The 23,081-nt window shown below is 54.2% G+C and carries 23 protein-coding genes; 9 read left to right on the plus strand and 14 right to left on the minus strand.

Annotation, left to right across the window (positions count from 1 at the left end; genetic code table 11):
• The first annotated feature begins 127 nt into the window (after positions 1-127).
• Together AB4O45_RS07895 and AB4O45_RS07900 are read left to right on the plus strand one after the other, a co-directional pair.
• Positions 128-508, plus strand: coding sequence for a hypothetical protein (locus tag AB4O45_RS07895; protein ID WP_460161283.1), 381 nt, complete (start codon positions 128-130; stop codon positions 506-508).
• 731 nt (positions 509-1,239) lie between these two features.
• On the plus strand, positions 1,240-2,574 hold the full coding sequence (locus tag AB4O45_RS07900; protein ID WP_460161284.1) for a DNA cytosine methyltransferase: 1,335 nt from the start codon (positions 1,240-1,242) through the stop codon (positions 2,572-2,574).
• Here the strand turns inward: AB4O45_RS07900 and AB4O45_RS07905 are convergent.
• Both AB4O45_RS07905 and AB4O45_RS07910 read right to left on the minus strand, forming a co-directional pair.
• Entirely contained in the window at positions 2,513-3,430 is a 918-nt protein-coding gene (locus tag AB4O45_RS07905) for a response regulator (RefSeq protein ID WP_460161285.1), read from the minus strand. The two genes, AB4O45_RS07900 and AB4O45_RS07905, sit on opposite strands and share 62 nt — an antisense overlap.
• Positions 3,427-5,799, minus strand: a complete 2,373-nt coding sequence (locus AB4O45_RS07910) for an ATP-binding protein (protein WP_460161286.1) — start codon at positions 5,797-5,799, stop codon at positions 3,427-3,429. Before AB4O45_RS07910 ends, AB4O45_RS07905 begins: the two co-directional genes overlap by 4 nt.
• Positions 5,800-6,124: 325 nt before the next feature.
• Here AB4O45_RS07910 and AB4O45_RS07915 point away from each other — a divergent pair, with 325 nt between their 5' ends.
• Positions 6,125-6,679 (plus strand): winged helix-turn-helix domain-containing protein, encoded by a 555-nt coding sequence (locus AB4O45_RS07915; protein ID WP_460161287.1) that lies wholly within the window; start codon positions 6,125-6,127, stop codon positions 6,677-6,679.
• 223 nt (positions 6,680-6,902) lie between these two features.
• On the opposite strand, the gene AB4O45_RS07920 is transcribed toward AB4O45_RS07915, so the two are convergent.
• Positions 6,903-7,151, minus strand: a complete 249-nt coding sequence (locus tag AB4O45_RS07920; RefSeq protein ID WP_460161288.1) for a DUF6429 family protein — start codon at positions 7,149-7,151, stop codon at positions 6,903-6,905.
• Between the two features lie 220 nt (positions 7,152-7,371).
• Here AB4O45_RS07920 and AB4O45_RS07925 point away from each other — a divergent pair, with 220 nt between their 5' ends.
• Positions 7,372-7,701: a hypothetical protein gene (locus AB4O45_RS07925; RefSeq protein ID WP_041479934.1), complete on the plus strand. Its 330-nt coding sequence runs from the start codon at positions 7,372-7,374 to the stop codon at positions 7,699-7,701.
• Between the two features lie 35 nt (positions 7,702-7,736).
• Here AB4O45_RS07925 and AB4O45_RS07930 read toward each other — a convergent pair whose 3' ends face one another.
• Complete coding sequence (locus tag AB4O45_RS07930; RefSeq protein ID WP_056790170.1) at positions 7,737-8,486, minus strand: hypothetical protein; 750 nt, start codon at positions 8,484-8,486, stop codon at positions 7,737-7,739.
• 115 nt (positions 8,487-8,601) lie between these two features.
• Here AB4O45_RS07930 and AB4O45_RS07935 point away from each other — a divergent pair, with 115 nt between their 5' ends.
• The 3 genes from AB4O45_RS07935 to AB4O45_RS07945 all read left to right on the plus strand — a co-directional run bounded on the left by AB4O45_RS07935 (position 8,602) and on the right by AB4O45_RS07945 (position 11,793).
• Positions 8,602-8,967: a hypothetical protein gene (locus tag AB4O45_RS07935; protein WP_016773311.1), complete on the plus strand. Its 366-nt coding sequence runs from the start codon at positions 8,602-8,604 to the stop codon at positions 8,965-8,967.
• A 100-nt stretch (positions 8,968-9,067) separates the two neighbouring features.
• Entirely contained in the window at positions 9,068-9,802 is a 735-nt protein-coding gene (locus AB4O45_RS07940; RefSeq protein WP_056790172.1) for a hypothetical protein, read from the plus strand.
• A gap of 71 nt (positions 9,803-9,873) precedes the next feature.
• Positions 9,874-11,793 carry an alkaline phosphatase D family protein gene (locus tag AB4O45_RS07945; protein ID WP_041479938.1) on the plus strand — a complete coding sequence of 640 codons (1,920 nt, stop codon included), beginning with the start codon at positions 9,874-9,876 and terminating at the stop codon, positions 11,791-11,793.
• A gap of 123 nt (positions 11,794-11,916) precedes the next feature.
• Here the strand turns inward: AB4O45_RS07945 and AB4O45_RS07950 are convergent, their stop codons facing one another.
• Entirely contained in the window at positions 11,917-13,089 is a 1,173-nt protein-coding gene (locus tag AB4O45_RS07950; protein ID WP_305381502.1) for an aspartate aminotransferase family protein, read from the minus strand.
• Between the two features lie 102 nt (positions 13,090-13,191).
• Here AB4O45_RS07950 and AB4O45_RS07955 point away from each other — a divergent pair, with 102 nt between their 5' ends.
• Together AB4O45_RS07955 and AB4O45_RS07960 are read left to right on the plus strand one after the other, a co-directional pair.
• Positions 13,192-14,118, plus strand: a complete 927-nt coding sequence (locus AB4O45_RS07955; protein WP_460161289.1) for a LysR family transcriptional regulator — start codon at positions 13,192-13,194, stop codon at positions 14,116-14,118.
• 134 nt (positions 14,119-14,252) lie between these two features.
• Complete coding sequence (locus tag AB4O45_RS07960; protein WP_016773307.1) at positions 14,253-14,954, plus strand: hypothetical protein; 702 nt, start codon at positions 14,253-14,255, stop codon at positions 14,952-14,954.
• A 363-nt stretch (positions 14,955-15,317) separates the two neighbouring features.
• Here the strand turns inward: AB4O45_RS07960 and AB4O45_RS07965 are convergent, their stop codons facing one another.
• The 9 genes from AB4O45_RS07965 to AB4O45_RS08005 form a co-directional block, all read right to left on the minus strand.
• Positions 15,318-15,809, minus strand: a complete 492-nt coding sequence (locus AB4O45_RS07965) for a RidA family protein (RefSeq protein ID WP_016773306.1) — start codon at positions 15,807-15,809, stop codon at positions 15,318-15,320.
• A gap of 187 nt (positions 15,810-15,996) precedes the next feature.
• Positions 15,997-16,311, minus strand: a complete 315-nt coding sequence (locus AB4O45_RS07970; RefSeq protein WP_041479944.1) for a helix-turn-helix domain-containing protein — start codon at positions 16,309-16,311, stop codon at positions 15,997-15,999.
• Complete coding sequence (locus tag AB4O45_RS07975; protein WP_041479945.1) at positions 16,308-16,652, minus strand: hypothetical protein; 345 nt, start codon at positions 16,650-16,652, stop codon at positions 16,308-16,310. The genes AB4O45_RS07970 and AB4O45_RS07975 overlap by 4 nt, the downstream gene beginning before the upstream one ends.
• Before the next feature lie 115 nt (positions 16,653-16,767).
• Positions 16,768-17,655: a heme o synthase gene (gene cyoE / locus AB4O45_RS07980; RefSeq protein ID WP_016773305.1), complete on the minus strand. Its 888-nt coding sequence runs from the start codon at positions 17,653-17,655 to the stop codon at positions 16,768-16,770.
• Between the two features lie 10 nt (positions 17,656-17,665).
• Complete coding sequence (gene cyoD / locus AB4O45_RS07985) at positions 17,666-18,001, minus strand: cytochrome o ubiquinol oxidase subunit IV (protein ID WP_011335842.1); 336 nt, start codon at positions 17,999-18,001, stop codon at positions 17,666-17,668.
• Positions 18,001-18,624 carry a cytochrome o ubiquinol oxidase subunit III gene (gene cyoC / locus AB4O45_RS07990; RefSeq protein WP_024014230.1) on the minus strand — a complete coding sequence of 208 codons (624 nt, stop codon included), beginning with the start codon at positions 18,622-18,624 and terminating at the stop codon, positions 18,001-18,003. The genes cyoD and cyoC overlap by 1 nt, the downstream gene beginning before the upstream one ends.
• A 3-nt stretch (positions 18,625-18,627) precedes the next feature.
• Positions 18,628-20,658 carry a cytochrome o ubiquinol oxidase subunit I gene (gene cyoB / locus AB4O45_RS07995; protein ID WP_041479948.1) on the minus strand — a complete coding sequence of 677 codons (2,031 nt, stop codon included), beginning with the start codon at positions 20,656-20,658 and terminating at the stop codon, positions 18,628-18,630.
• Positions 20,659-20,661: 3 nt separating this feature from the next.
• Positions 20,662-21,603: a ubiquinol oxidase subunit II gene (gene cyoA / locus AB4O45_RS08000; protein WP_024014231.1), complete on the minus strand. Its 942-nt coding sequence runs from the start codon at positions 21,601-21,603 to the stop codon at positions 20,662-20,664.
• A gap of 827 nt (positions 21,604-22,430) precedes the next feature.
• On the minus strand, positions 22,431-22,940 hold the full coding sequence (locus AB4O45_RS08005) for a disulfide bond formation protein B (protein WP_041479949.1): 510 nt from the start codon (positions 22,938-22,940) through the stop codon (positions 22,431-22,433).
• Positions 22,941-23,081 lie beyond the last annotated feature (141 nt).

The raw sequence follows: 23,081 nt of genomic DNA on the forward strand, positions 1-23,081 counted from the left end.
TCGGCATTGTCGGCAAATAAAACGAGCCGAAGTCGAGAAGGCCCAATATGCGGAGAAACAAGCCGCGGCGAGTTATGCGGTAGCTCTCAGTGACGGAGACGACGCAGATGAGCAGCGTGCGGAAAAGGTGCTGCGTCTCGCCTCCGAAGCACTGGCAATGGTGACACGTGGCAAGCGAGGATTGGCAGCGACTGCGCATGCCTTGAAAAACGAAGTCGAGAAGCTCGATGTGGAAATTGCAGAGATCAGAGAAGTTTTGAAAGATCTTCGTCAGCGCCAGCTACGCGTAGCGCGGATCATGTGGGCTGACCGCATGGACAAGGCCGCTCAGGAATTCGCCACCGTTGCGGCACACTTGGAAGCCACCGAGAAAGCCTTGGGATGGACAAGCTCGTTGAGTGAGCTCTATGTGCCTTTGCAAACCCCGCATGGGGCTTCGTGCATCAGCGAGAAGACAATCAGAGATAAAGCCTATGCACTGTCCATGGAGCAGTTGCTAGCCGCATGACTCACCGCATCGCCAATACCTACGGTGTTGCTTTCCACCCTTAACCGGATCACCAAATCGCGGAACACCAAACGTGTTCCGCGTAACTGGCGTTCCGGTTGTTCGCATTTAGTGTTCCGCCTCTGAAAGCCCCGTATTCCGTGGCCTCCGACGTTTCTGGAACACATGGAACACGTGGAACACTGCCTTTTCGCTACCTACGGATTAGCTTTCCCCTCGCCCCTTTTCACGGCGTGAACCTTCAGCGCGAATGGACGCGACGGATAGCTCCGGATCTGCCGATTGCTGTGTGCGACTAGTCCCAGGCAAGGAGCCGTAGCGGCAGATTTTACGGGTCCTCCTGAAGGGGGTCCCCTACACGGGTTATCAGACTCGCGAGATCCCTCTAGCTGAGTTTTTCGCATGAATGTCCGTCTTTCCTATCCATGAGCGTGACGAAGTCGGCTTCCGCAATTGCGGATCCGAGATTGGTACCAGATTTAACATTTGCGTGAAATTCAGTTATTGGTTCCTGTGACACTATGGAGAAACAAACCATTACCAATCGCAAACTTTTAGTTGGGTTCATTCGCTTTATCGAAGATACCAAATAATAAGGACAGTAAATCCACCCAAATAAAATTCAAAAAATATTCTTTTTAACCGACTACACACTCTAGAAAACCAAACCAAAACTGGAAGATTCAGGAAAAAATCGATACAATCGAAAAATTGCATCCGGGGACTGGAAAGTGACTCAGACAGAAATTTCAAAAGAAATAGAAACTATTGAGGATCTAGGAAGGCCAACGTTTGTTGATATCTTCGCCGGCTGTGGTGGGCTAAGCCTTGGTCTCATGCAAGCTGGGTGGGAGGGTGTTTTTGCCTTAGAACACGACCAACACGCGTTCAAGACATTGCACAGCAATCTTATAGCAGAAGAAAAAACCAATAAATTTTCTTGGCCTAAAACACTTCCCAAAACCGCCCATAGTGTATATTCCATTCTCGAAAATAATCTAGAACTTCTTACGGAGTATTCTGGAAAGATTGACATGTTAGTCGGCGGTCCACCTTGCCAGGGCTTCTCAAGTGCGGGGAAACGAAACATCAATGATCCTCGAAATAAGCTCGTAGAGGCATATTTGGAATTTGTGAAAATTTTAAAGCCGAAAATTGTACTTATTGAAAACGTACGCGGTATCACCTCAAATTTTAACGATGCAAATCTATCCGACCAACCTACCAACTATGCAAAAAAAATAATAGAGGCATTATCCGAGAACTATCAAGTATCTACAAAAATGTTAGACACTTCTACATTTGGCGTCCCACAGAGACGACACAGATTTTTCATTATCGCGTTCAGAAACGATTTACTTCTGGACTCTATCGATCCATTTGGAGAAATAGAGCTTGATCGACACAACTTCCTGAATCGCAAGGGCATCTTTTCTGTCCCGGTAACATCAAAAATGGCGATTTCAGATTTAGAAGTTGCAAGAAACGGAACCGCTCCAAGCAAAGACACTGCAGGCTTCATGGAAATCTCATATAACGGACCACTCACTAGCTTCCAAAAGCTGATGAATACTGGAAATATAGCGCCTCTATCTGATACGCGATTAGCACGCCACAAACCAGAAATCGCTGCAAGATTTAAGAAAATTATTGAGCTATGTCATGCAAACGGCAGACTAAATATTTCTTTGTCTGCCGAGATAAAAGCGAGTTTCGGGTTAAAGAAAAGCGCAATCAGAGTCCTGGATCCCAATTCGCCGTCACCAACAATTACCAGCATGCCTGATGACTTGATTCATTACTCAGAGCCTCGAACCCTCACAGTCCGTGAAAATGCGCGGCTACAAAGCTTTCCAGACTGGTTTACGTTCCAAGGAAAATACACTTCGGGTGGCGAATTAAGAAAGAAAGAGGTTCCGCGATTCACACAGGTAGCAAACGCGGTCCCTCCTCTTGTGGCCGAGGCAATCGGGGTAACTCTGAGCAGACTGATACATAGCCCGACTAAGGCCTTTTATTTAGTCTCGTCAACTCATCAAAGCACTCTTGATACTCTAGAAGCTTGACCCTGAGAGCTCGCATATCTTCGCTTGTTAGCTCTTTACCCTTTCTATCAAATATCTTTCTAGAGAACCCCTCGGCTACTACTTGTATATGAGCTAGATCATTTCGCTTTGGCATCACCTCACTTCGATATCCATCCAAACGATGATGAAGCCCTTTATGCATATCTAAATCTATTAAAGATTTTTTGAGCAGCCGCAATCTGTCATCACTAGTATAAACGCCGTGGAGATCAGCCAACTCGTTTAAGTGCGTCATTGCCACTATCGCACCTACAGTCTTCGTAAATGCTTCGCGCTTTTCTTCAACACGTTCGACAACCGCAGCGAGGGATGTTTTTTTGAATTCATCGCCGGAGTTATCAAATAACTCATAAAGTAACTCATTTATAATCTGATCAATCTCACTTGTTGCACCCATCACAATACCGCGCGAATGGTCGATATCTAAAACTTTCCGAACTAAATTTTCGAAGACACCCTCTACAATATCTGGAAGGTCGTTGCGATGGGAAGCGAAGACACCTTGCACACCAAGAGCAATCGCCTTACTCATCAAATCTGCGGGCGCCATGCCAGAATAAAAAACTATATCTTTATAGGGAAATATTTCCCTGACTTCGGCTAGACCTTGATCTCCTTTCTTCCCAGGTCCTAAATCATAATCCATTAGAATCAGATCTATATGGTCGCCATAAATATCTTGTGACAGTAATTTTTTAGCTTCATCAACGGAGGCTGCAAACTCAACGCGCAACCGGAAGCCTTCCTTCCTGATAAGGGCTTTAATTCTATCCCGCTGTGCGTGCACGTTTGCCTGATTATCCTCAACCCACAGCACGTTAAAATCGAGTCTCATTTAGCGATCCTTATCAAAAAAGTGGCTCCGCGGCCTTCTGGTGGTCGAGAGGCTTCAATGGTTCCGTTCATCTCCCCAAGTACGTGCATCACATGGTATAGGCCCAATCCAGACCCATCTGTCTTAGTATAGCCTTTTTCGAAAATTCGACCTAAGTCCTCGATACTGCTTAAAAAACCGCGACCATTATCAGTTACTAATATATGCACTGAGTTACGGCTTGGATGAGAAATTTCAAACGAGACTTTGCTTGCTCTTGCACGACGAGCATTGGAAACAAGATTATCTACAACAACAGATATATCGATAGGCTTAAAGCGTTGCAAAAACCCCTTCCCATCATTTGCGACAGAGATACTGATAGGGCCTGACAAGAAATCTTTAGCAACTCCATTTATATATTGCTCGATATACTCGCCGAGATCAGCTTCTATCTTCTCAGATTCAAGCCTAAAATTCGCCTTTGTAGCAAATTTAGAGATACCCATAACTTTTCTATTCAATAGGGCGATTCTTTCAAGCGCATCAACAACATCTGATACCGGTACCACTTCAGCCCCGGCCACTTTCACGAGAAAGTTTTCTATTTGCTGCTGAATATCAACTGAGTAAATCGTAACTTGATGATGAAGATTAATAATTGTATCTGCTTCCATGCTCGTGATTGACGAGAGAAAGAGATTCCTTTTCTTCTCTTCTACTAATTGCTCAGTGTATGTCGACACTAACCGCTCAGCTTCTAACGCACGACTTTGCGCTGCCTCCTTCGCCCTTCTTTCTTCATCTGCCTGTTTTCTAGCTCGTTCCTCTGACTGCCTCAGCTCCTCGAACTTTTTCTCAGCGACGTCAATACTATTTAAAAGCGAATTATCTTTCGTCTTGTCCGCAATAGCGCGCAAACTTGAAAGCGAGGCTTCAAATTGTGAAGATCTCTCACTGAGAATCCCAATAAGTCGGCGACTGTAATCGAGTAGCTCGACATTTTTATCATCCACCAGTTTTGCTACTGCGTTCGCGACTCGAGCACGACCAGGATCGGTCAGCAAACGAGAAACATCGCTTGTATTTTTATCCTCTTTATCAACAAACGTAACGGGTACTACGTAGCGCTCCAGCCGAATTTGACAGTAATCTCTGAAACATCTTCTAAGCTCGATGACCGCCTCAGTCTCAATTAACCCAGTGTTGCGACTTGAAGCCTCTTGAAAATCGCTATCGACACCCGAGACATCTATCCTACCGATCACATCGCGAGTGCCGAGAAAGCGCGCATAACCTTGCTGCTTTCTGCGATCCATACCGAACCAGTCGTCGCCTTCGTCTCCGATCGGGAAAACCCGAAATCCGTTTCTAAATAAAAACACTGAGCCGAACTGAACGGAGGGCACGCCCATGCGCCTGGCAAACGTCATTTTTGCGGACTGATTGAGGAAAAAGACCTGACAGCGAAATCCCGAACTCTCGAGTAACCTAAACTCATTCGGCTCTCGAATGCGATATATTAATTCGCCACGATCAATTAGTGCACTCTCAATATACTTTCCAGACTTATCTATTTTTACATCTATAAACGTTGTCTTCTCTTGCAAAGTTGAAAATATAAAATTCCCTACCTCACCATTAACAAGATTATTTTGAGACGCCACTTCGCCTTTCTTTCTAAATTGCTCTTCGCAATCCTTATCCGCCTGCATTTCCTCAGGAGCGCTAATTACTATTTTAAAACCGTCTGTAGCGGCACCAAATGGATTAATCAACTTGGCCAAAGCCGATTTCAATCTCAATATCTTTTCACGACTCCACGCTATTCTAGTTTTCTCAATTGAGATAACCGTACCATGCTCTAAGGAGCCAATACCGTCAGGAAGTATAAACCCCCCCTCATTGACTGAATAAGAAACACCTATATTATGAAAGTGCTCTAGGTAGTTTTTATCAAACAAACTCCAGTCAACTACTACAGTGTGCACCCCAGACTTTATTTCTTGTGCAGGACGTGTCTGTAACCTTACAATCGCCCCTAATCTATCAGATGAAAATCTCCCTATGCCTTTACTCCCCGCATAGCTTTTCCGTTCTGCGATATCGTCACGAAAGTCAGCATTACGGCTGGAGCCCTTCTTGGACGAATATGCGACAAACAACCACTTTGTTTTTATATCGGTATATGACATACCCTGACCATTATCAGCAACCACGATCTGGTCAGCAGAAAAACATATGTTAACTACTGTTGCACTCGCATCAAAAGAATTTTTTACAAGCTCAAATATAGCTACCTCATCGTCTGTAATGAGGTCGCTTCCAAGCACACTTTTAAGCCCGCTACTTACATCAAAGTGGAGTTCTTCACTATTAGCAATAACCATCCTAATTATCACCTCGAGCCTTTATGAAAAAGCTATTAAATTATGACAACGGCTAAAATCAAGAAGAGAAAAATTTATGTAATCTAGCAGACAGGGTATCGCTTTCATACTAGCCAACCTACCGTCAGATACACAAAAAAATGACGTCAAATTCTACGCCCGCGGGTGGCTGAACCGTTAACACCAGCCGAGCGTCATCAGACACCGGGACCGTGCATGCCTAACCGTCCGATCGGGCCCCAGGCTCCCGCAAGGAAGAAACGTTTTCACGAAGCTGCGTTGCAGATAAGCTGCCTGCCCCTGAGCACATTAACAAGGACGACCGATGGCAACCAAAGTCAGCAACCCTCTCACCGTAGTGGCGATTTTTTCAACCTTAGCTGAGGGCTTCGCGACTATTTCGTTAATAAACTTGCCTTCAGAAATACAATCAACATTTGTCTATTTCGTCATGATATTTCCAATCCTGATAGTCGGAACATTTTTTGCTCTATTGAACTGGAACCATACAGTTCTTTACGCTCCAAGTGACTTCGCCGATGAGGAGATGTATCTAGAATCGCTTCGATTGAAAGAAGCAGTGAAGCTGGAGGTGATCGGAAGCTTGACGAAAGTGGTGGGCGATGAAGTCGCCCTTTCGGTAGAGCAGGTGCAGCGTATCACTGAAAAAGTCGATGGCGCGGTGGAGCGAGCGACCATGGACTCCAGAAAAGACAAAATCCTCAACCTCCTCGTTGATGGTGAACTGTCTACTCAGGAGGTTTACGAGAGAATGGGTATCAGCAAAGTTTACGCCTACCGGTTACTCGGAGAGTTAAATGCGGAAAGCAAGGTTGTCCAGCGCAAAGAAGGGCGGCATGCCTTCTGGTCGCTCCCCTAAAACATCGAGGCTATCATCGCCCCCCCCCCCCGAGCACACTTCGTCTTGTATCCCCACATGTATCCCTTAAGGGTTAAGTCTTTCACAGCCCTTATGAAACCTAGCCTGAGCGAGTCTCCCTCGGGCACCAACACAGAGAAAAAGGTCTTGCGAAAGCAGGGCCTTTTTTTTCGTCTGGTGGAAAGTGATTGGTGCCTCGCGGGCCTTCCAGTCCAAGATCAAATCAGGTCTCGGAACCGGATGTCTGCCCACCCGACTTCTTCACTCCAAACATCCGCTCAGCAATCTCCCGCCCCCGCTCCAACCCTTCCTCCGTCAACCATATCGATTTGTTCCGGTTCACCGGATTACTGATCAAACCCTGCTCGTGCAAGCGGTTCATGATCTCGAAGTCATAGCCCTTCCACGCATTGCCGGCGTCGGAGCTATAGGCTGCCAGGAGAGCGAGGACGGCGTCGTCGATCAGTTTCATGTCGTATTCCATGATGGTCGCTCCGCTGATGTTCAGTTTTTGTAATCAAAGCGTCGTATCAAAGTGGATGTCAATGCTGCGCGAGCTTGAGAGTTTAGATGGCCGATTGCTGGTTGCCTCGCATGCGATGACCGCCCGTATAATCGCGCCCGCAAAATAGACTTCCGCTGGTACTTCGCACATCGGGCTCAAGCCCTTCACTTCATTGACAGACATCCCCATGGAAACCTCACTGGAAACCGTCGCCCTCTTCTCCCTCAAACTCGCCTACGAAGAAGAGGGCCTGAGCCCGATCCTGCGCGATGACATGGTCATGGGCGATTATCAGAAAGACGTTTTCGAGTTACTGGTGAAACGCGGCGATGTCGAGGCCATTCAGTTCAAGATGAACGAATGCCTGAATCTGGCACTGGATGCTTTGGGTGGGGTGGAGAAGCCGTTGGGGCGGGAGTTGGGCAAGTTGTCGGCGGAGTTGGCTCAGGCGCGGTCGGTGGAGCAGCTGGGGCAGCCGCTGCTCGCACTGAAGGGGTATCTGCGCGACATTCTTTGAGTGCCGCGCTACAGCCATGCCGGTATCTCTCCTGATCAGCGACGTGCTTTAAGCACTCGAATATCTGTTGGGAAGCCGTCAGCGCCCACCAGTTTTTTCCAGCCCATGTATTGAAATTCGCCATTGGGATCAATGTAGTCGCCCTTCTCTGGCTGCCCTCCGCCAACTATCGCAACACGCTTCACTTCGCCACAGCCGCCATCCGACGGTCGCACTGTGTAGATCACATACGGCTTCACGTATTGCGTGGCGCGGAAGTATTGGCCGCAGATTTCGTCGACGGTGATGAGCATGGTTTTCAGACGGGCTTCGCCGTCAGTGTCTTCGTGCAGTTTCAGGAAGGAGATGTCGCCGACGTCGCTGTAGCCGAGGGAACGGGCGCGTTGATAGGCGGGGGAGTTCTGGTGCGCAATTCGGCCCTCCTCCACACCGCGTTGCATTTGCGCGGCGAACTCGGCTTTGCCTTGGGCCAGGGTTGCCTCGGCATGGGCCGCGACGTTTTCGCAGTGGGCATACTCGCTGGAGTCGAGGTGTTGCGGTAGCAGGTTAAGGCGGCGCTCGTTCATGGAGGCGAGGCTGTCTTGCAGGCCGGACGTTAGTGCATAGGCAGCGGAGACGCGGCCGCTCTGGACGTCGGCGATTGTCTCCTGCATCCGCTGGCAATTGGCGAGGTAGTAATCCCAGCTGGCTTGCGGGTGTTCTTTCGCGAAGCAGAAGGCTGGGGTAATGGAGACGGCAAGGGTGAGAGCGCCGAGCAGTTGCAGCAAACGGGTTGTGGAAAACATGGGTAGTCCATTACAGAGAAGGCATGGCGCGACGCTACTATTTTGCTATCGTTCCGTCCACTCTCAACAGGCGAACAAGTTGTCGCCTCTGTCTCGTGGCAAGGAAAGAAATCCGATGGATGCTGTGTTGTGTTTAGTGGTCATGGCGGCAATGTGGTTCTGGGTGGTGCGACAGCGCGGGCACTGGAATCTGTTGTTGGCAAACCTTGCCGGAGCGGGCAGCGCTGTGGTGGCGGGCATTGTCTTCACACTGCTTTATGACGGGCTGTTCGGCACCACCATGGCAGCGCCGGGACTGCATAACAGCCTGGTGGTGTTCATGACCAGCGCGGGCGTTCTGGCGGGTGTGTGGTTGTGGATCGCCAAGCGTCGACAGCCGGCGCATCCGGTTGCACGTCAACTGCTCGCGGGCGCCTGTGGCGTTGCCGCCGGCATGGTCACGTTGATTTTTCTGGCGGCGAATTATTTTCCGCAACCGTAGCCGGACGGCGCGTCTATTTTGCTATCTTGCCGCGCATCGTCGGTGCTCGCTGATCGTCTCGCGCCGCGCTTGGATTGTTGAAAGGTAAGGAAAGGATCAAATGGAGTTTTTGCGTTTTCTGGCGTTCGTCGCTGTCTGGGGTTTCATGTGGCGCTGGGTGGTGAAGAACCGCGGCAGCTGGAATATTTTCTACGGCAACATCGTTGGCGCGGCGGGTGGGTTCATTGTCGGGCTGGTGATGTTGTCGATCACCTTTTCGCTGTTTCCTTCGTCGTTCGATCACGAGGCGCAGGCGCAAAACACGCCAGTCGTCGAGTCGACCTCTGTGTTGCCTGAAGCCGAGGCAGTCACGCCCGTCACCGAGCTGAAAGATGCGCCGGTTTTTGCTGCCATCGAAGCGGACGACAAGCCTTCCCCGCCGGACTCCGCACTGTTGCCGAATAACGTCAGCCGGGCGCCGAAATCAATGGCGGTACAAACGGTGCTGAATCAAAGCGACTACGAGGGTCGCATGGCCCTCGCCGCGCTGAACAAGAAGTTGCGCGGCGACACACAGGCCGACAAGTCGATGATCGCGTATGTCATGTGCAGCCCGTTTGTCACCAGCACCCTGCGTTATCCCGCTTCGGCGCGTTTTGCTGACAGCAAAGCGCTGGTCAGTCATCGCTACAAGGATCAGGTCTACAGCTTCAGCAACAGCGTAACTGCGCGCAACATGAATGGCGACGATGTCACCTACCGTTTCGATTGCTCCGTGCAGGAATTGCCACGGGTTGATGCGACGGCTGGGGAGTGGCGTCTGCTGGCGCTGAAACTGCAAAAAGCCGACTCTTAAGGCTGATTTAAGGGATCAGGGCGCCGGCTGCGCTATCATCGCCGGCCTGTGCGCCTTGAACTTTGCCCTCAATGTTTTCAACACCTGATGACCTGATCTCGCTGCCTCCTGTACTGGCCGGTCCGTTGCTGCGGCGGCTGGAGCCGACGCGCGTGGTGCTGTGGCTGGTGGGCTCGCGTGAACTGTCGCTGACCTTGCGCCTGCAAGGTGTAGGAGATATTCCGCTCGACTCGCAGAAATGCACGGTCATTGCCGTAGGCCGTCATGCGTTCGTGCATCTGATAGACGTTCAGCTTGAAAGCGCCCTGCCCTGCGACACGTTTATCGCTTACGACCTGCTGATCGATGACGCCATCGGTATGGCTGAGTGGGCGCCTCATCTGCTTTACCCTGGTGCCAGCTGCGCGAACCTCGTCGTGCGTTCGCGGATCGACCAATTGCTCCACGGTTCCTGCCGCAAGCCGCATCATCCGGCAACCGATGGTTTGCTCTGCGTCGATCAATTGTTGGCCGACGAAGCCGATGCGCAACTCCGTCCGGCGCTGCTGATGATGAGCGGTGATCAGGTTTATGCCGACGACGTCGCCGGGCCGATGCTGCGGGCGATTCATGCCCTGATCGAGCGTCTCGGTCTGTTCGATGAGCACCTTGACGGTGCCGTGGTCAGCGACAGCGCCAAGCTCTATCAACACCCGGCCAGCTACTACCACCGTGCGGATTTGTTACCGGCGCTAGAGAGCAACGAGACCTTGCGCGAGCGATTTTTCGGTGGCGCGCGTAAGCCGATTTTCACCAGCAGCAGTGCCGACAACCATCTGGTGACGTTCGCCGAAGTCATGGCCATGTACATGCTGGTGTGGTCGCCGACGCCGTGGTCGCTGATCAATCCGAGCGCGCCGACGCTGACGCCGGAACGCCGCAAGCGCTACCACCTCGAGCAGACGCGCATTGATGCCTTCAAGACGGGCCTGGGCAACGTCGCGCGGGCGCTGGCGCATCTGCCGAGCCTGATGATTTTCGATGACCACGACATCACCGATGACTGGAATCTTTCTGCGCAGTGGGAGGAAACCGCCTACGGCCATCCGTTCTCCAAACGCATCATCGGCAACGCGCTGATTGCTTATCTGTTGTGTCAGGGCTGGGGCAACAATCCGGATGCCTTCAAGGACGTGCTGGAACAGACCGCGCAACTGAGTGCCAGCGGTGATGACGGCTATCTGGACATGCCGGTGCAGGACGATCTGATTGATCAGTTGCTGCGTTTTCAGCAGTGGCATTTTGTGTTGCCGAGCAGTCCGGCACTGGTGGTGATAGATACGCGCACCCGGCGCTGGCGCAGCGAGATGGCCCTCAAGCAACCGTCGGGCCTGCTCGACTGGGAAGCCTTGAGCGAACTGCAACAGGAACTGCTCGATCACCCTTCGGCAATCATCGTGTCGCCGGCGCCGATCTTTGGCGTGAAGCTGATTGAAACCGTGCAGAAAGTGTTCAGCTGGTGCGGTTATCCGCTGCTGGTCGACGCGGAAAACTGGATGGCCCATCGCGGCGCGGCGCAGGTGATCCTGAACATTTTCCGACACTCGCGCACACCCGGAAACTACGTGGTGCTGTCCGGCGATGTGCATTATTCCTTCGTCTACGAAGTCCTGATCCGCCACCGCAAGGCCGGCCCACGGATCTGGCAGATCACCAGCAGCGGCATCAAGAACGAATTCCCACCGACCCTGCTGGAATGGTTCGACCGCCTCAACCGCTGGCTCTACTCTCCGCGCTCGCCATTGAACTGGTTCACCAAGCGCCGCCTGATGCGCATCGTCCCGTATACGCCGGAACATGCCGAGGCCGGGGAACGGTTGTGGAATTCGGCGGGGATCGGACAGGTGTTTTTCAATGAACAGGGGCAGCCGAGCGAGATTGTTCAGCACAACTCGAATGGGGCGGAGAAGACGAGGATGCTGGCGCCGGAGTTTGCAAATGCGCCGGACTAAAGCCATGCGCTGATCTGTGGGAGCGAGCCTGCTCGCGAAGGCGCAATTTCAGTCGACACCTACTGTGAATAGTCGACCGCTTTCGCGAGCAGGCTCGCTCCCACAGGGTTTTGCGCAGACCAATCAATGTGCGGCCAGAGCCCGCCCAACCCCTCTGACAATCATCCCCACCTCGCGCTCATCAATCGTCAGCGGCGGGAGCAACCTGATGGTCTTGCCACGAGTCACGTTGATCAACAAGCCGTGATCCCGCGCAGCGATCAGCGTCAGGTCGCGCACCGGTTGTTTCAGTTCGATACCGATCATGAGGCCCTGCCCCCGGATTGCGAGCACGTTCGGGTTGTCTGCCAATTCGGCGCGCAAGCGTTCCAGCAGCCGTGCGCCCTGCACCCGCGCATTCGCCAGCAGGCCTTGTTCTTCGATGATGTCCAGCACCGTGCAGCCGACCCGGCAGGCCAGCGGATTGCCACCGAAGGTGCTGCCGTGGCTGCCCGGGGTGAACAAATCCGCCGCGCGGCCACGGGCCAGGCAGGCGCCGATCGGCACGCCATTGCCCAAGCCTTTGGCCAGGGTCATGACATCGGGCACGATGCCTTCGTGCTGAAAGGCGAACCACTGCCCGGTGCGGCCGATGCCGGTCTGGATTTCATCGAGCATCAGCAGCCACGCGTGGCGATTGCACAGGTCGCGCAGGGCCTTGAGATAACCCGGCGGTGCGACTTGTACGCCGCTTTCGCCCTGAATCGGCTCGACCAGAATCGCCACGATGCGCGCGCCGTGTTTGCGCTGTATTTGCTCCAGCGCGGCGAGATCGCCGAACGGCACTTTGACGAAGTCCCCCGGCAGTTCGTTGAAGCCAAGCCGCACCGCCGGGCCATCGCTGGCGGACAGCGTGCCGAGGGTGCGGCCATGAAACGCGTTGGCCATGACCACCACCAGCGGCTCTTCGATGCCTTTACGCCAGCCGTACAGACGCGCCAGTTTCAGCGCCGTTTCGTTCGCTTCGGCGCCGGAGTTGTTGAAGAACGCGCGCTGCATGCCCGACAACACCGCCAGCCGTTTGGCCAGTTGTTGCTGCCAGTCGATGCTGTACAGGTTTGAGGTGTGCAGCAGCAGCCCCGCTTGCTCGCTGATCGCCGAGACGATACGCGGATGCGAGTGGCCGACGTTGGTCACTGCCACACCAGCAACGGCATCCAGATACTCGCGCCCCGCCTGATCCCACAGGCGCGTGCCCAGGCCCTTGGTGAAACTCAGGGCCAGTGGTTGGTAAGTGTTCATCAGGGCGGCGGTCATGACGTGAAACTCCATTGCAGGTCGGTGTTTTTGCAGTATGGTTAGCCACCTGAGCTGGATAAACCCGGAAAAACTTCAATCATTTAAAAGCCGAGCTTGATAATGGATTTGTTTCAGTCGATGGGCGTGTACGTCAAAGTGGTCGAAACCGGGAGCATGACGGCCGCCGCTGCGAAGTGCGAAATGTCGACGACGATGGTGGGCAATCATCTGCGCGCGCTGGAGCAACGGCTCGGCGTGCAACTGCTGCAACGCACCACGCGCCGCCAGCGCCTGACCGAATTCGGCAGCGTCTATTATCAACGCTGCCTGGAAGTGCTTGGCCTGGTGGCCGACTCCGAACGCCTTGCCGAACAAGCGTCGGACGAGCCGCGCGGTTTGCTGCGTATCACCGCGCCGCTGACCTTCGGCGTCGAACGACTGACCCCGGCCCTGAGCGAATATTCCTTGCTGTATCCGCAAGTGAAACTCGACGTGGTGCTGACCAACAGCCGCCCGGATCTGCTGGAAAACGGCCTCGATGTTGCCTTCCGTTTAGGCAATTTCGACCAGTCCAACCTGATCGCCCGGCCCTTGATCGACTACACCCTGACCGTCTGCGCCTCCCCGCAATACATCGCGCGGCGCGGCATGCCGCACACGCCCCAGGATTTGCAGCAGCACGATTGCCTGTCCTTCGCCTACCCGGCTGGGGATGACTGGCAATCGGTGGAAAAACGCTGGCGTCTGAGCGGCCCGGAAGGCGAAGTCCTCGTCGACGTCAGCGGGCCGATGTTGATCAACAGCTCCGCCGGTTTGCACCAGGCAGCGCGCAACGGCATGGGCATCATGATGCTGCCCGACGCGCTGGTGGAGCAGGATCTGCGCGACGGCAAACTGGTCAGGGTAATGACGGACTACCAACCGCCGAGCAGGCCGATGCATCTGTTGTACGCGCAGGATCGCTATCGACTGCCGAAGCTGAGACGCTTTGTCGAGTTTGCGATGCGTACGTGGGGGAAACCCGCTGACGCCATGCCCGGAAAATAACGCACGCCGGGAAAAATCCCGACCACCAGACCGTTGCTCCGTGACAACGCCGCCCCGCTCCCCTAAATTAGTCGGCCTGAAAAAGACCTCGTGCTTTCTCGCCTCAACTCAAGTTAAAAAGTAGTGAAATTTCAATGTCCGATTTCAACACCGCTGAATCCGTAGTCACCCAGTCGTCCAAAGCGGAATACGAAAACTCCATCAATCTTTCACAACACCTGCCTCAAGCCAAAATCATCAGCGAGATGGTCCTCGACGCGTTCCAGTCGACCCGCGAAAGCGACCAGATCCGCGAATTGCGTGCGGCGATCCGTCAGGCGCATGACAGTTTTGATGACGACAAGGCGTACGAGCTGATGGGCGAACTCAAGCGCCTGAAAGACGCTGAGGCAGCCGATATTGCCGCGCTGGAAGACCTGAGCAGCAAGTTCTCGATCGGACGCATTCTGTCCAGCTTCAAGGACGATCCGGCATTCCAGGAAATCGTCTATGGCCTGGCGCTGAAGGTGCTGAATCAGACCCATCAGGCGATCAGCAATCCGAGCGGCGGCAAGAGCAAAGCTGCGAAGAAGAAAGAAGTGGAAATCTTCACCATCAGCAAGGACGGCGCCAGCGTGACCCTGCCAATGCGCACCCCGCGTTCGCGTCTGAACGTAGATCGTGAGGCACTGGAATTCCTCGGTTTCACTTTCGTGGGTGAAGGCGATGAAGCCGAGCTGGAAAGCGAAACCTTCGTCGATAACGCCGGTACCGAACAGGCGGTGAACCGCAAGAACATCATCACCGCGCTGCAGCAGCAGACGGCGTTTGACGGGTACAGCATCGCGGCGCAGTAATAGCGCAGCCGCTGTACGAAAAAGCCCCGCACTGAGATTCAGGCGGGGCTTTTTGTTGTCCGGCTTGTGATTCGTGAGGAGGCGAAAATCGTCGCCCCTCACCCCAACCCTCTCCCGAGGGAGAGGGAGCCGACTTGTGTGATTTTCAAACCTGAGTTCGGCTCGGTATTTCAGGTCGGCGTATATCTTGAAAGCCCCTCAGTCAGTCCCCTCTCCCTCCGGGAGAGGGAGCCGACTTGTGTGATTTTCAAACCTGAGTTCGGCTCGGTATTTCAGGTCGGCGTATTTCTTGAAAGCACCTCAGTCAGTCCCCTCTCCCCTCCGGGAGAGGGTTAGGGTGAGGGCAAACCGCTACCCCCCCCCTCAAGCCGAAGGATGCAACGCCGCAATCATGTCCACTTCAATCGCCGCATTCTTCGGCAACTGATACACGCCGATGGTCGTGCGCGTATGCCGCCCGGCATCGCCCAGCACATGGCTGAACACATCCGAAGCGCCGTTGGCCACTTCGCTCAGGTCGACGAAGTCGGCGGTCGATTTCACATACACCGTGACCCGCAACAACGCACGAATCTTGTCCAGTGAACCCACCGCATCGACGATCAGCGCCAGGCAACGCATCGCGCTGATGCTTGCGGCGGCTTGCGCATCCTTGAGGTTCAATTCCAGCCCCACGCGACCGGGATAGAGGATCTTGCCATTGACCCGCGGCACCATGCCGCTGATGTAGAGCTCGTCGTGATGACGGATCAGCGGCGCGTAATTGCCACCGGCGGTGTTCTCGCCATAGATGTCGTAGTTGAGTTCTTCGGCCAGGGCGATAAAACGCTCATCGCAGGTCATCCGTTCGGTCATTGCGCCCAGCCTTTTGATCAATGCACGGGTTAGGACAGTCGAGCACCGAAGGATGGCTTGGAGCTACTACTGTCGAGGTTGGATCCAAATCTATGGCGTTTGCCTAAGTTGTGCAACCAGCGTAGATGGAACAAAAGGCCCTAAACCTTTCGGATGCCCCGGACCACAAGCTGGTCTTCAGCGGCGCTCAAACAGTGTTCAAGCGCTCAACCATATCTGGAAATTTTTCAACCAGTCGTATCAATAAGGCTGCTTGAGCATTGGGCTTCGACTTTTCCTGCTCCCAATTTCGAAGGGTGTTTGGACTTGTCCTGATTCGACTGGCAAAAACAGCTTGAGACATATGCAGTTTTTCTCGAAGAGCAACAATTTCCTGTGCGCCCACTTCAGGTACAGGCTTGTCCTCAAGCACTGTATTGCGCAGTGTGATCTTGCCCTCGCGTTGAGCCGCCATCTCATCAACGCCCTGCATTAACTCTGCAAACAGGTCGCGTTTTTTCATGGGGTACCTCGTTTTTTCAACTCTTTATCAATGGCTGTCCTGAGTGCCCTCTCTTGCTCGGCAGTCAGCTTCTCAAGCTCATCTTTGTCGTAAATGGCGAACATCCAGAACTGACCATCATTCATAAGCCAATAGTAGAGAACCCGCAAGCCGCCTCGTCTTCCCTTGCCACGGCGAGAATCAGCCCAGCGCAGCTTACGGAAGCCACCCGTTCGAGGCATTACATCGCCCGCAAGCGGATTGCTCTGAAGGTAGTTCTGCAATGTTCGATATTCGTCGTCCGTCAGATAGCGGCCAACGCTTTTGGTAAATATCGTTGTTTCAAAAAAGATTGTTCGCATAGCCAAACTATAAGCAGCTTGACTATAGACAGCCTATCAACAAATCGCTGCTCGAATAAACAAAAAACCCCGCACATCTCTCAACGTGCGGGGTTTTTCCTGAAGCTTGCAAACCTTACGGCGCGTACGTCAGCAACAGCTCTGTCGGCACCTTGAAGTCCAGGGACATCATGACGCTCAACGCAGTGATGGTGAAGATCGAGAACACGAACAGCTTGCGTGCCCAGACGGTGTCATCGACTGCCTTGTAGCCGGTCCAGGCCATGTACAGCCAGTACATGCCCATGGCGGCGGCGACGGCTAGGTAGCTCATGCCGGCGTAGCCGCTGAAGGTCAGCATCAAGGTCGCCACGAGGAACGCCAGGATGTAGAGCAGGATGTGCTTCTTCGCCACTTGAATGCCGCGTTTCACTGGCAGCACCGGAATCGATGCGGCCAGGTAATCATTGAAACGGAAAATCGCGATGGCGTAGGAATGCGGCATCTGCCACAGGCTGAACATCACCAGCAGGGTAAGTGCGGCCATGTCGAAGCTGTTGGTCACGGCAACGTAACCGATCACTGGCGGCATGGCGCCCGACAGACTGCCCACCAGCGTGCCGTGAACCGACTTGCGCTTGAGGTACAGGCTGTAGAAGCCGACGTAGATGATGAAGCCGATTACTGCGAACAAGGCAGCCAACGGGTTGGCCACCTTGTACAACAAGGCAACGCCGAGAACACCCAGAATGGTCGCGTAAACCAGCGCCAGTTTCAGGGAGATGAGGCCCTGGACCAGCACACGGTTCTTGGTGCGTTCCATCTTCAGGTCGATGTCGCGGTCGATGCAGTTGTTGAACACGCAACCGGAGGCCACGACCAGGGAAGTACCGATCATGGCGGCCAGAAACACCGCCAGATCGACATGCCCTTTCGAGGCCAGGAAGAACCCGCCTGCCACAGAAAGCACGTTACCGAAAATGATCCCCGGTTTGGTGATTTGGATAAAGTGCTTGAGCGACATCGGGTCTACCTCACTTCGCCATCATGTACGTGTGGATGCTGAACATGATCCACAGCGACAGGCCAACCAGCAGCACGATCACGATCGCCGTGAAGACGAACGCGATCACGTTGTTACGCTGTGCAATGGAACGGTCCAGGTGCAGGAAGTAATACAGGTGAACGATCACCTGGATCACTGCGAACAGCAGAACGATTGCCAGCGTCGTCGACTTCGGCAGGGTCGGGTACATCACCAGACCGAACGGAATGACGGTCAGGATTACCGACAGGATGAAGCCGATGGCGTACGACTTGACGCTGCCGTGGCCAGCATCGTGGCTGTCATGGGAGTGTGCGTTAGCCATTACAGAGTCCCCATCAGGTAAACAACGGTGAAGACGCAGATCCAGACCACGTCCAGGAAGTGCCAGAACAGGCTCAGGCAGCTCAGACGGGTCTTGTTGGTCGACGTCAGGCCATGCTTGTTGACCTGATACATCATGATGCCCATCCAGATCAGACCGGCCGAAACGTGCAGACCGTGGGTACCGACCAGGGTGAAGAACGCCGACAGGAAGCCCGAACGGCTAGGACCAAAGCCCTCGGAGATCAGCAGGTGGAACTCGTTGATCTCCATGGCGATAAAGCCGGCGCCGAGCAGGAAGGTCATGAACAACCAGCCCAGGACCGCCTGCTTCTTGCCCTTGTACAACGCCAGCATGGCGAAGCCGTAGGTGATCGAACTGAACAACAGCAGAGCGGTTTCGCCCAGCACGTATGGCAGTTCGAAGATCTCGTGGCCCGACGGGCCACCGGCAACGTTGTTTACCAGTACTGCGTACACCGCGAAGATCGACGCAAACAGAATGCAGTCGGTCATCAGGTAGAGCCAGAAACCGTATACGGTCATCTCGCCCGAGTCGTGGTGATGGTCATCGTGCCCATGGTCACCATGGGCGTGTCCAACATTGGTCACTAAGTTCGACATGGTTTAAGCCTGTTCCAACGAGGTTTCAACACGGGTGGCATTGGCGGGGATTTTCCCTGCCGCGACCAGACGCTTGTGCTGCTCGGCTTCGATACGCTCGATCGTTTCAACCGGAACCATATAGCCCTGGTCGTCACGTGCAGCGTGGATCACGAAGTAAACGACGGTGCCCACCAGGCTCGCGATCGCCAGCCACCAGATGTGCCAGATCATCGCGAAACCGAAGACGGTCAACAGCGCGCCCATCACCACGCCAGTGGCGGTGTTGTTCGGCATGTGGATCGGCTCGTACTTGGCCGGACGCTGGTACGCAGTACCGTTTTCCTTGGCTTCGGTGAACGGGTCGATGCAGTCAGCCTTAGGCAGCACAGCGAAGTTGTAGAACGGTGGTGGCGACGAGGTCGACCATTCCAGGGTGTGTGCATTCCACGGGTCACCGTGATCGCAAACGTTCTCTGGCTTGTTGCGGTCGCGCACACTGACGTACAGCTGGATCAGTTGGCAGGCGATACCCACAGCAATCATCACCGCACCGAACATGGCAACGTACAGGTACGGTACCCACTCAGGGTTGGTGGTGGCGTTCAGACGACGGGTCATGCCCATGAAGCCCAGTGCATAGAGCGGCATGAACGCGACGAAGAAGCCCGAGATCCAGAACCAGAACGCTGCTTTACCCCAGCCTTCGTGCAGCTTGAAGCCGAACGCTTTCGGGAAGTAGAACGCGAAGCCAGCGATGTAACCGAATACCGCACCGCCGATGATCACGTTGTGGAAGTGCGCGATCACGAACAGGCTGTTGTGCAGCACGAAGTCAGCACCCGGGATGGCCAGCAGTACGCCGGTCATGCCGCCGATGGCGAAGGTCACCATGAAGCCCAGTGTCCACATTACCTGGCTGGTGAAGCGCAGACGGCCCTGGTAGATGGTGAACAGCCAGTTGAACAGCTTCACACCCGTCGGGATGGAAATCAGCATCGTCGCCAGACCGAAGAAGGCGTTGACGCTCGCACCCGAACCCATGGTGAAGAAGTGGTGCAGCCAGACCATGAAGCCCAGTACCGAGATCGCGCCCGAGGCGTAGATCATCGAGTGGTGGCCGAACAGTTTCTTGCCGGTGAACGCCGAGATCACTTCCGAGAAGATGCCGAATGCCGGCAGGATCAGGATGTAAACCTCAGGGTGGCCCCAGGCCCAGAACAGGTTGACGTACATCATTGGATTGCCACCAAGTTCATTGGTGAAAATGTGGAAATCCATGTAACGGTCAAGGGTCAGCAGTGCCAGGGTAGCGGTCAGGATCGGGAACGAAGCCACGATCAGAACGTTTGCCCAGGTGCAGGTCCAGGTGAAGATCGGCATGTCCATCAGTTTCATGCCAGGGGTACGCATTTTCAGTACGGTCGCGAGGAAGTTGACCCCGGTTAACGTCGTACCCAATCCGGATAGCTGTAGCGCCCAGATGTAGTAATCCATACCCACGCCAGGACTGTATTGCAGACCCGACAGTGGCGGATACGCAACCCAACCGGTCTTGGCGAACTCGCCGACGCCCAGGGACAGGTTGATCAGCACAACGCCGGACACCAGCAGCCAGAAGCTCAGGGAGTTCAGGAACGGGAACGCAACGTCACGCGCGCCGATCTGCAGCGGCACTGCAAGGTTCATCAGGCCGGTGAAGAATGGCATCGCCATGAAGATGATCATGATCACACCGTGAGCGGTGAAGATCTGGTCATAGTGTTCAGGTGGCAGGTAGCCAGGCGAACCCTCGGTGGCCATGGCCAGCTGGGTACGCATCATGATCGCGTCGGCAAAGCCGCGCAGCAGCATGACCATGGCGACGATGATGTACATCACGCCGATTTTCTTGTGGTCGACCGAAGTCAGCCACTCGGTCCACAGGTACGTCCACTTCTTGAAGTAAGTGATCGCAGCGAACAGCGCCAGACCACCGAGGGCGATCATGGCGATGGTCACCATCACGATCGGCTCGTGGAATGGGACTGCTTCCCAACTTAATTTACCAAACATCGTTTACTCCTCTGCCCCGGCAGCTGAATGCGAACCCGCGTCAATATCCGTGGCCGCCACTTCTTTCTCTTTCTTCTCGTGCTTCAGCGGCTTGCCCGGCTTCATACCTTCGTACTTGTCGACGATGATCTGGAACTGGTTCGGCGTGACCGACGAGTAGAGTTCGACTGGGTTGTTCTGGCTCGGTTTGGCCAGGGCCGCGTATTCAGCCTGATCAAGCTGTTTAGGCGACTTCTTGACTTCACTTACCCAGGCGTCGAAATCTTCCTGAGTGGTGGAGATAGCCTTGAATTTCATACCGGTGAAACCGGCACCGCTGTAGTTGGCGGAGATACCGTCCATTTCAGCGTTGCGGTCAGCGATCAGGTGCAGCTTGGTCTGCATGCCCGCCATCGCGTAGATCTGGCCGCCCAGGCCCGGGATGAAGAACGAGTTCATCACGGCGTCGGAGGTGATCTTGAAGTTGATTGGCGTGTGCGCCGGGAACACGATCTTGTTGACCGTGGCAATGCCTTGTTCCGGGTAGATGAACAGCCACTTCCAGTCCAGCGCGACGACTTCGATGGTCACAGGCTTGACGTCAGACTCGATCGGACGATACGGGTCCAGCTCGTGAGTCGAGATGTAAGTGATGTAGCCCAGGGCGATGATGATCAGCACCGGGATGGTCCATACGGCCACTTCGATCTTGGTCGAGTGCGACCACTTCGGCGTGTAGACGGCGTTCTTGTTCGAAGCGCGGTACTTCCAGGCAAACAGGAAGGTCATGACGATGACCGGCACGACGACCAACAGCATCAGCAGCGTGGCGGTGATGATCAGGTTGCGCTGTTCCAGGCCGACCTGGCCCGTTGGATTGAGCAAGGTCATGTTGCAGCCTCCCAGCAACAACGTGCCGAGCAGCGGCACTAGGCCTAGTAATCTGGGGTACCTGTTTTTACTCATCTCACGACCTCTAAAGCAGCTTGCGCAATGCAGTTGGGTTTTGATCGCCAACACTTCACCCTGCCAAGGGTTGGCATTTTCTTTGGATTGAATAAGGGCCGCCCGTCGCGCGTCTCACGCTCGACAAAACCTTGGGACAGCGTTCAGTTCTTATTCGAATTCGTGGTCAAAGGCCTTGTTACAGACCAATTCCATTTGGTGCGGAAAATTGGAAAGGCACCGACACCAGGGTGTCTCGAAAGCCTCGCGGCTCGCTCGACACCCGACCTCCTGATCAGTTCCTTGATAAAGGCTGAACAGCGTCGGGAATTCAGTGCGGGCGATTGTAGATAGGTAGCGCCCTATACACCATGTCTTATCCCGAAATAATTTTTATCACTCAGAGCAACAATCCATCGCCTTTTTTGCAAAAGTTGCGCAAGTTATCGAAAGCGTTTCTCAATAAAAGCGGCAAAATCTGCCAGCGTAACCGCCTCAAATCAGACAGCTCTGCACTCGATCTACAAACGCTGGAGCGGCGCAAAGCCCGATGTTCCAAGGGCTTCGTCCATCTGCCGGCGCCTGTTAAAACTGCCTGCTCTGGTACGTCCGTGCTCAAGCCCGAAAACACTAAAACTGGCCAATGTTTTTATGTAACAGGCGGCCGATCCGCCGCTTCCCGAGTCCTTGCGACAGCCCCTGTGTGACAACATGTCGCACATTTGCCGCACGCTTCATTGCCGTTCGTCACGGTGTTTTCACAAACGCTCTGAAATGCAAAACGCCCCGATTTTCATCAGCGAAAATCGGGGCGTTTTGTTTATCGGCAGCTGTGCCGAGAAGTTGACTCAGCGCAGCGCTTTTCGATTACGCGAAGTCAGCAGAGGCACCAGAATCACCACCAGCACGAACGCCACCAGCGCCCATTGCGCCAGCGACAGACCGAGGATCGGCGGATACGGCGTCGAGCAGAAACCGTCGACCTGGAAGCCCAGCGGGAAAATTTTCGCCAACGGCAGATCATCGACAATCGGTTGCAGCACATCGACGCCACAACTCACCGCCGGATAGAACTGCGTATAGACGTGATGCCCGGCCACACCGGCCCCGGCAATCGCACAGATCACTACCAGTGTCTCGAACACGGTGATGCTGCGACGGCTACGCATGCCCGCACCGATGAACGCGAACACTGCAATCAGCAACAGTGCATAGCGCTGCAGAATGCACAGTGGGCAAGGTGCTTCGCCGAGCACGACCTGCATGTAAAGTGCGCCACCGATCAACGCCAGGCAGATGATCCCCAGCAACACCAGATAGCGCCGCTCACGCCCCAACCGCATCGTTTCCTCGCTCATTGCCTTTCCTTTGTAAGTCCATGGTCCAGCCGGCCGGCGGCTGAAATTGTCGCAAGTCTACACCGGGGCAATAAACGATAGAGCGGTTAAGGAATGATTAACCAACATGGCTTCGCGGCGCGCAGAAGATTCGCGAGCAGG

It is taken from the genome of Pseudomonas sp. S2_B10 (assembly GCF_054668425.1).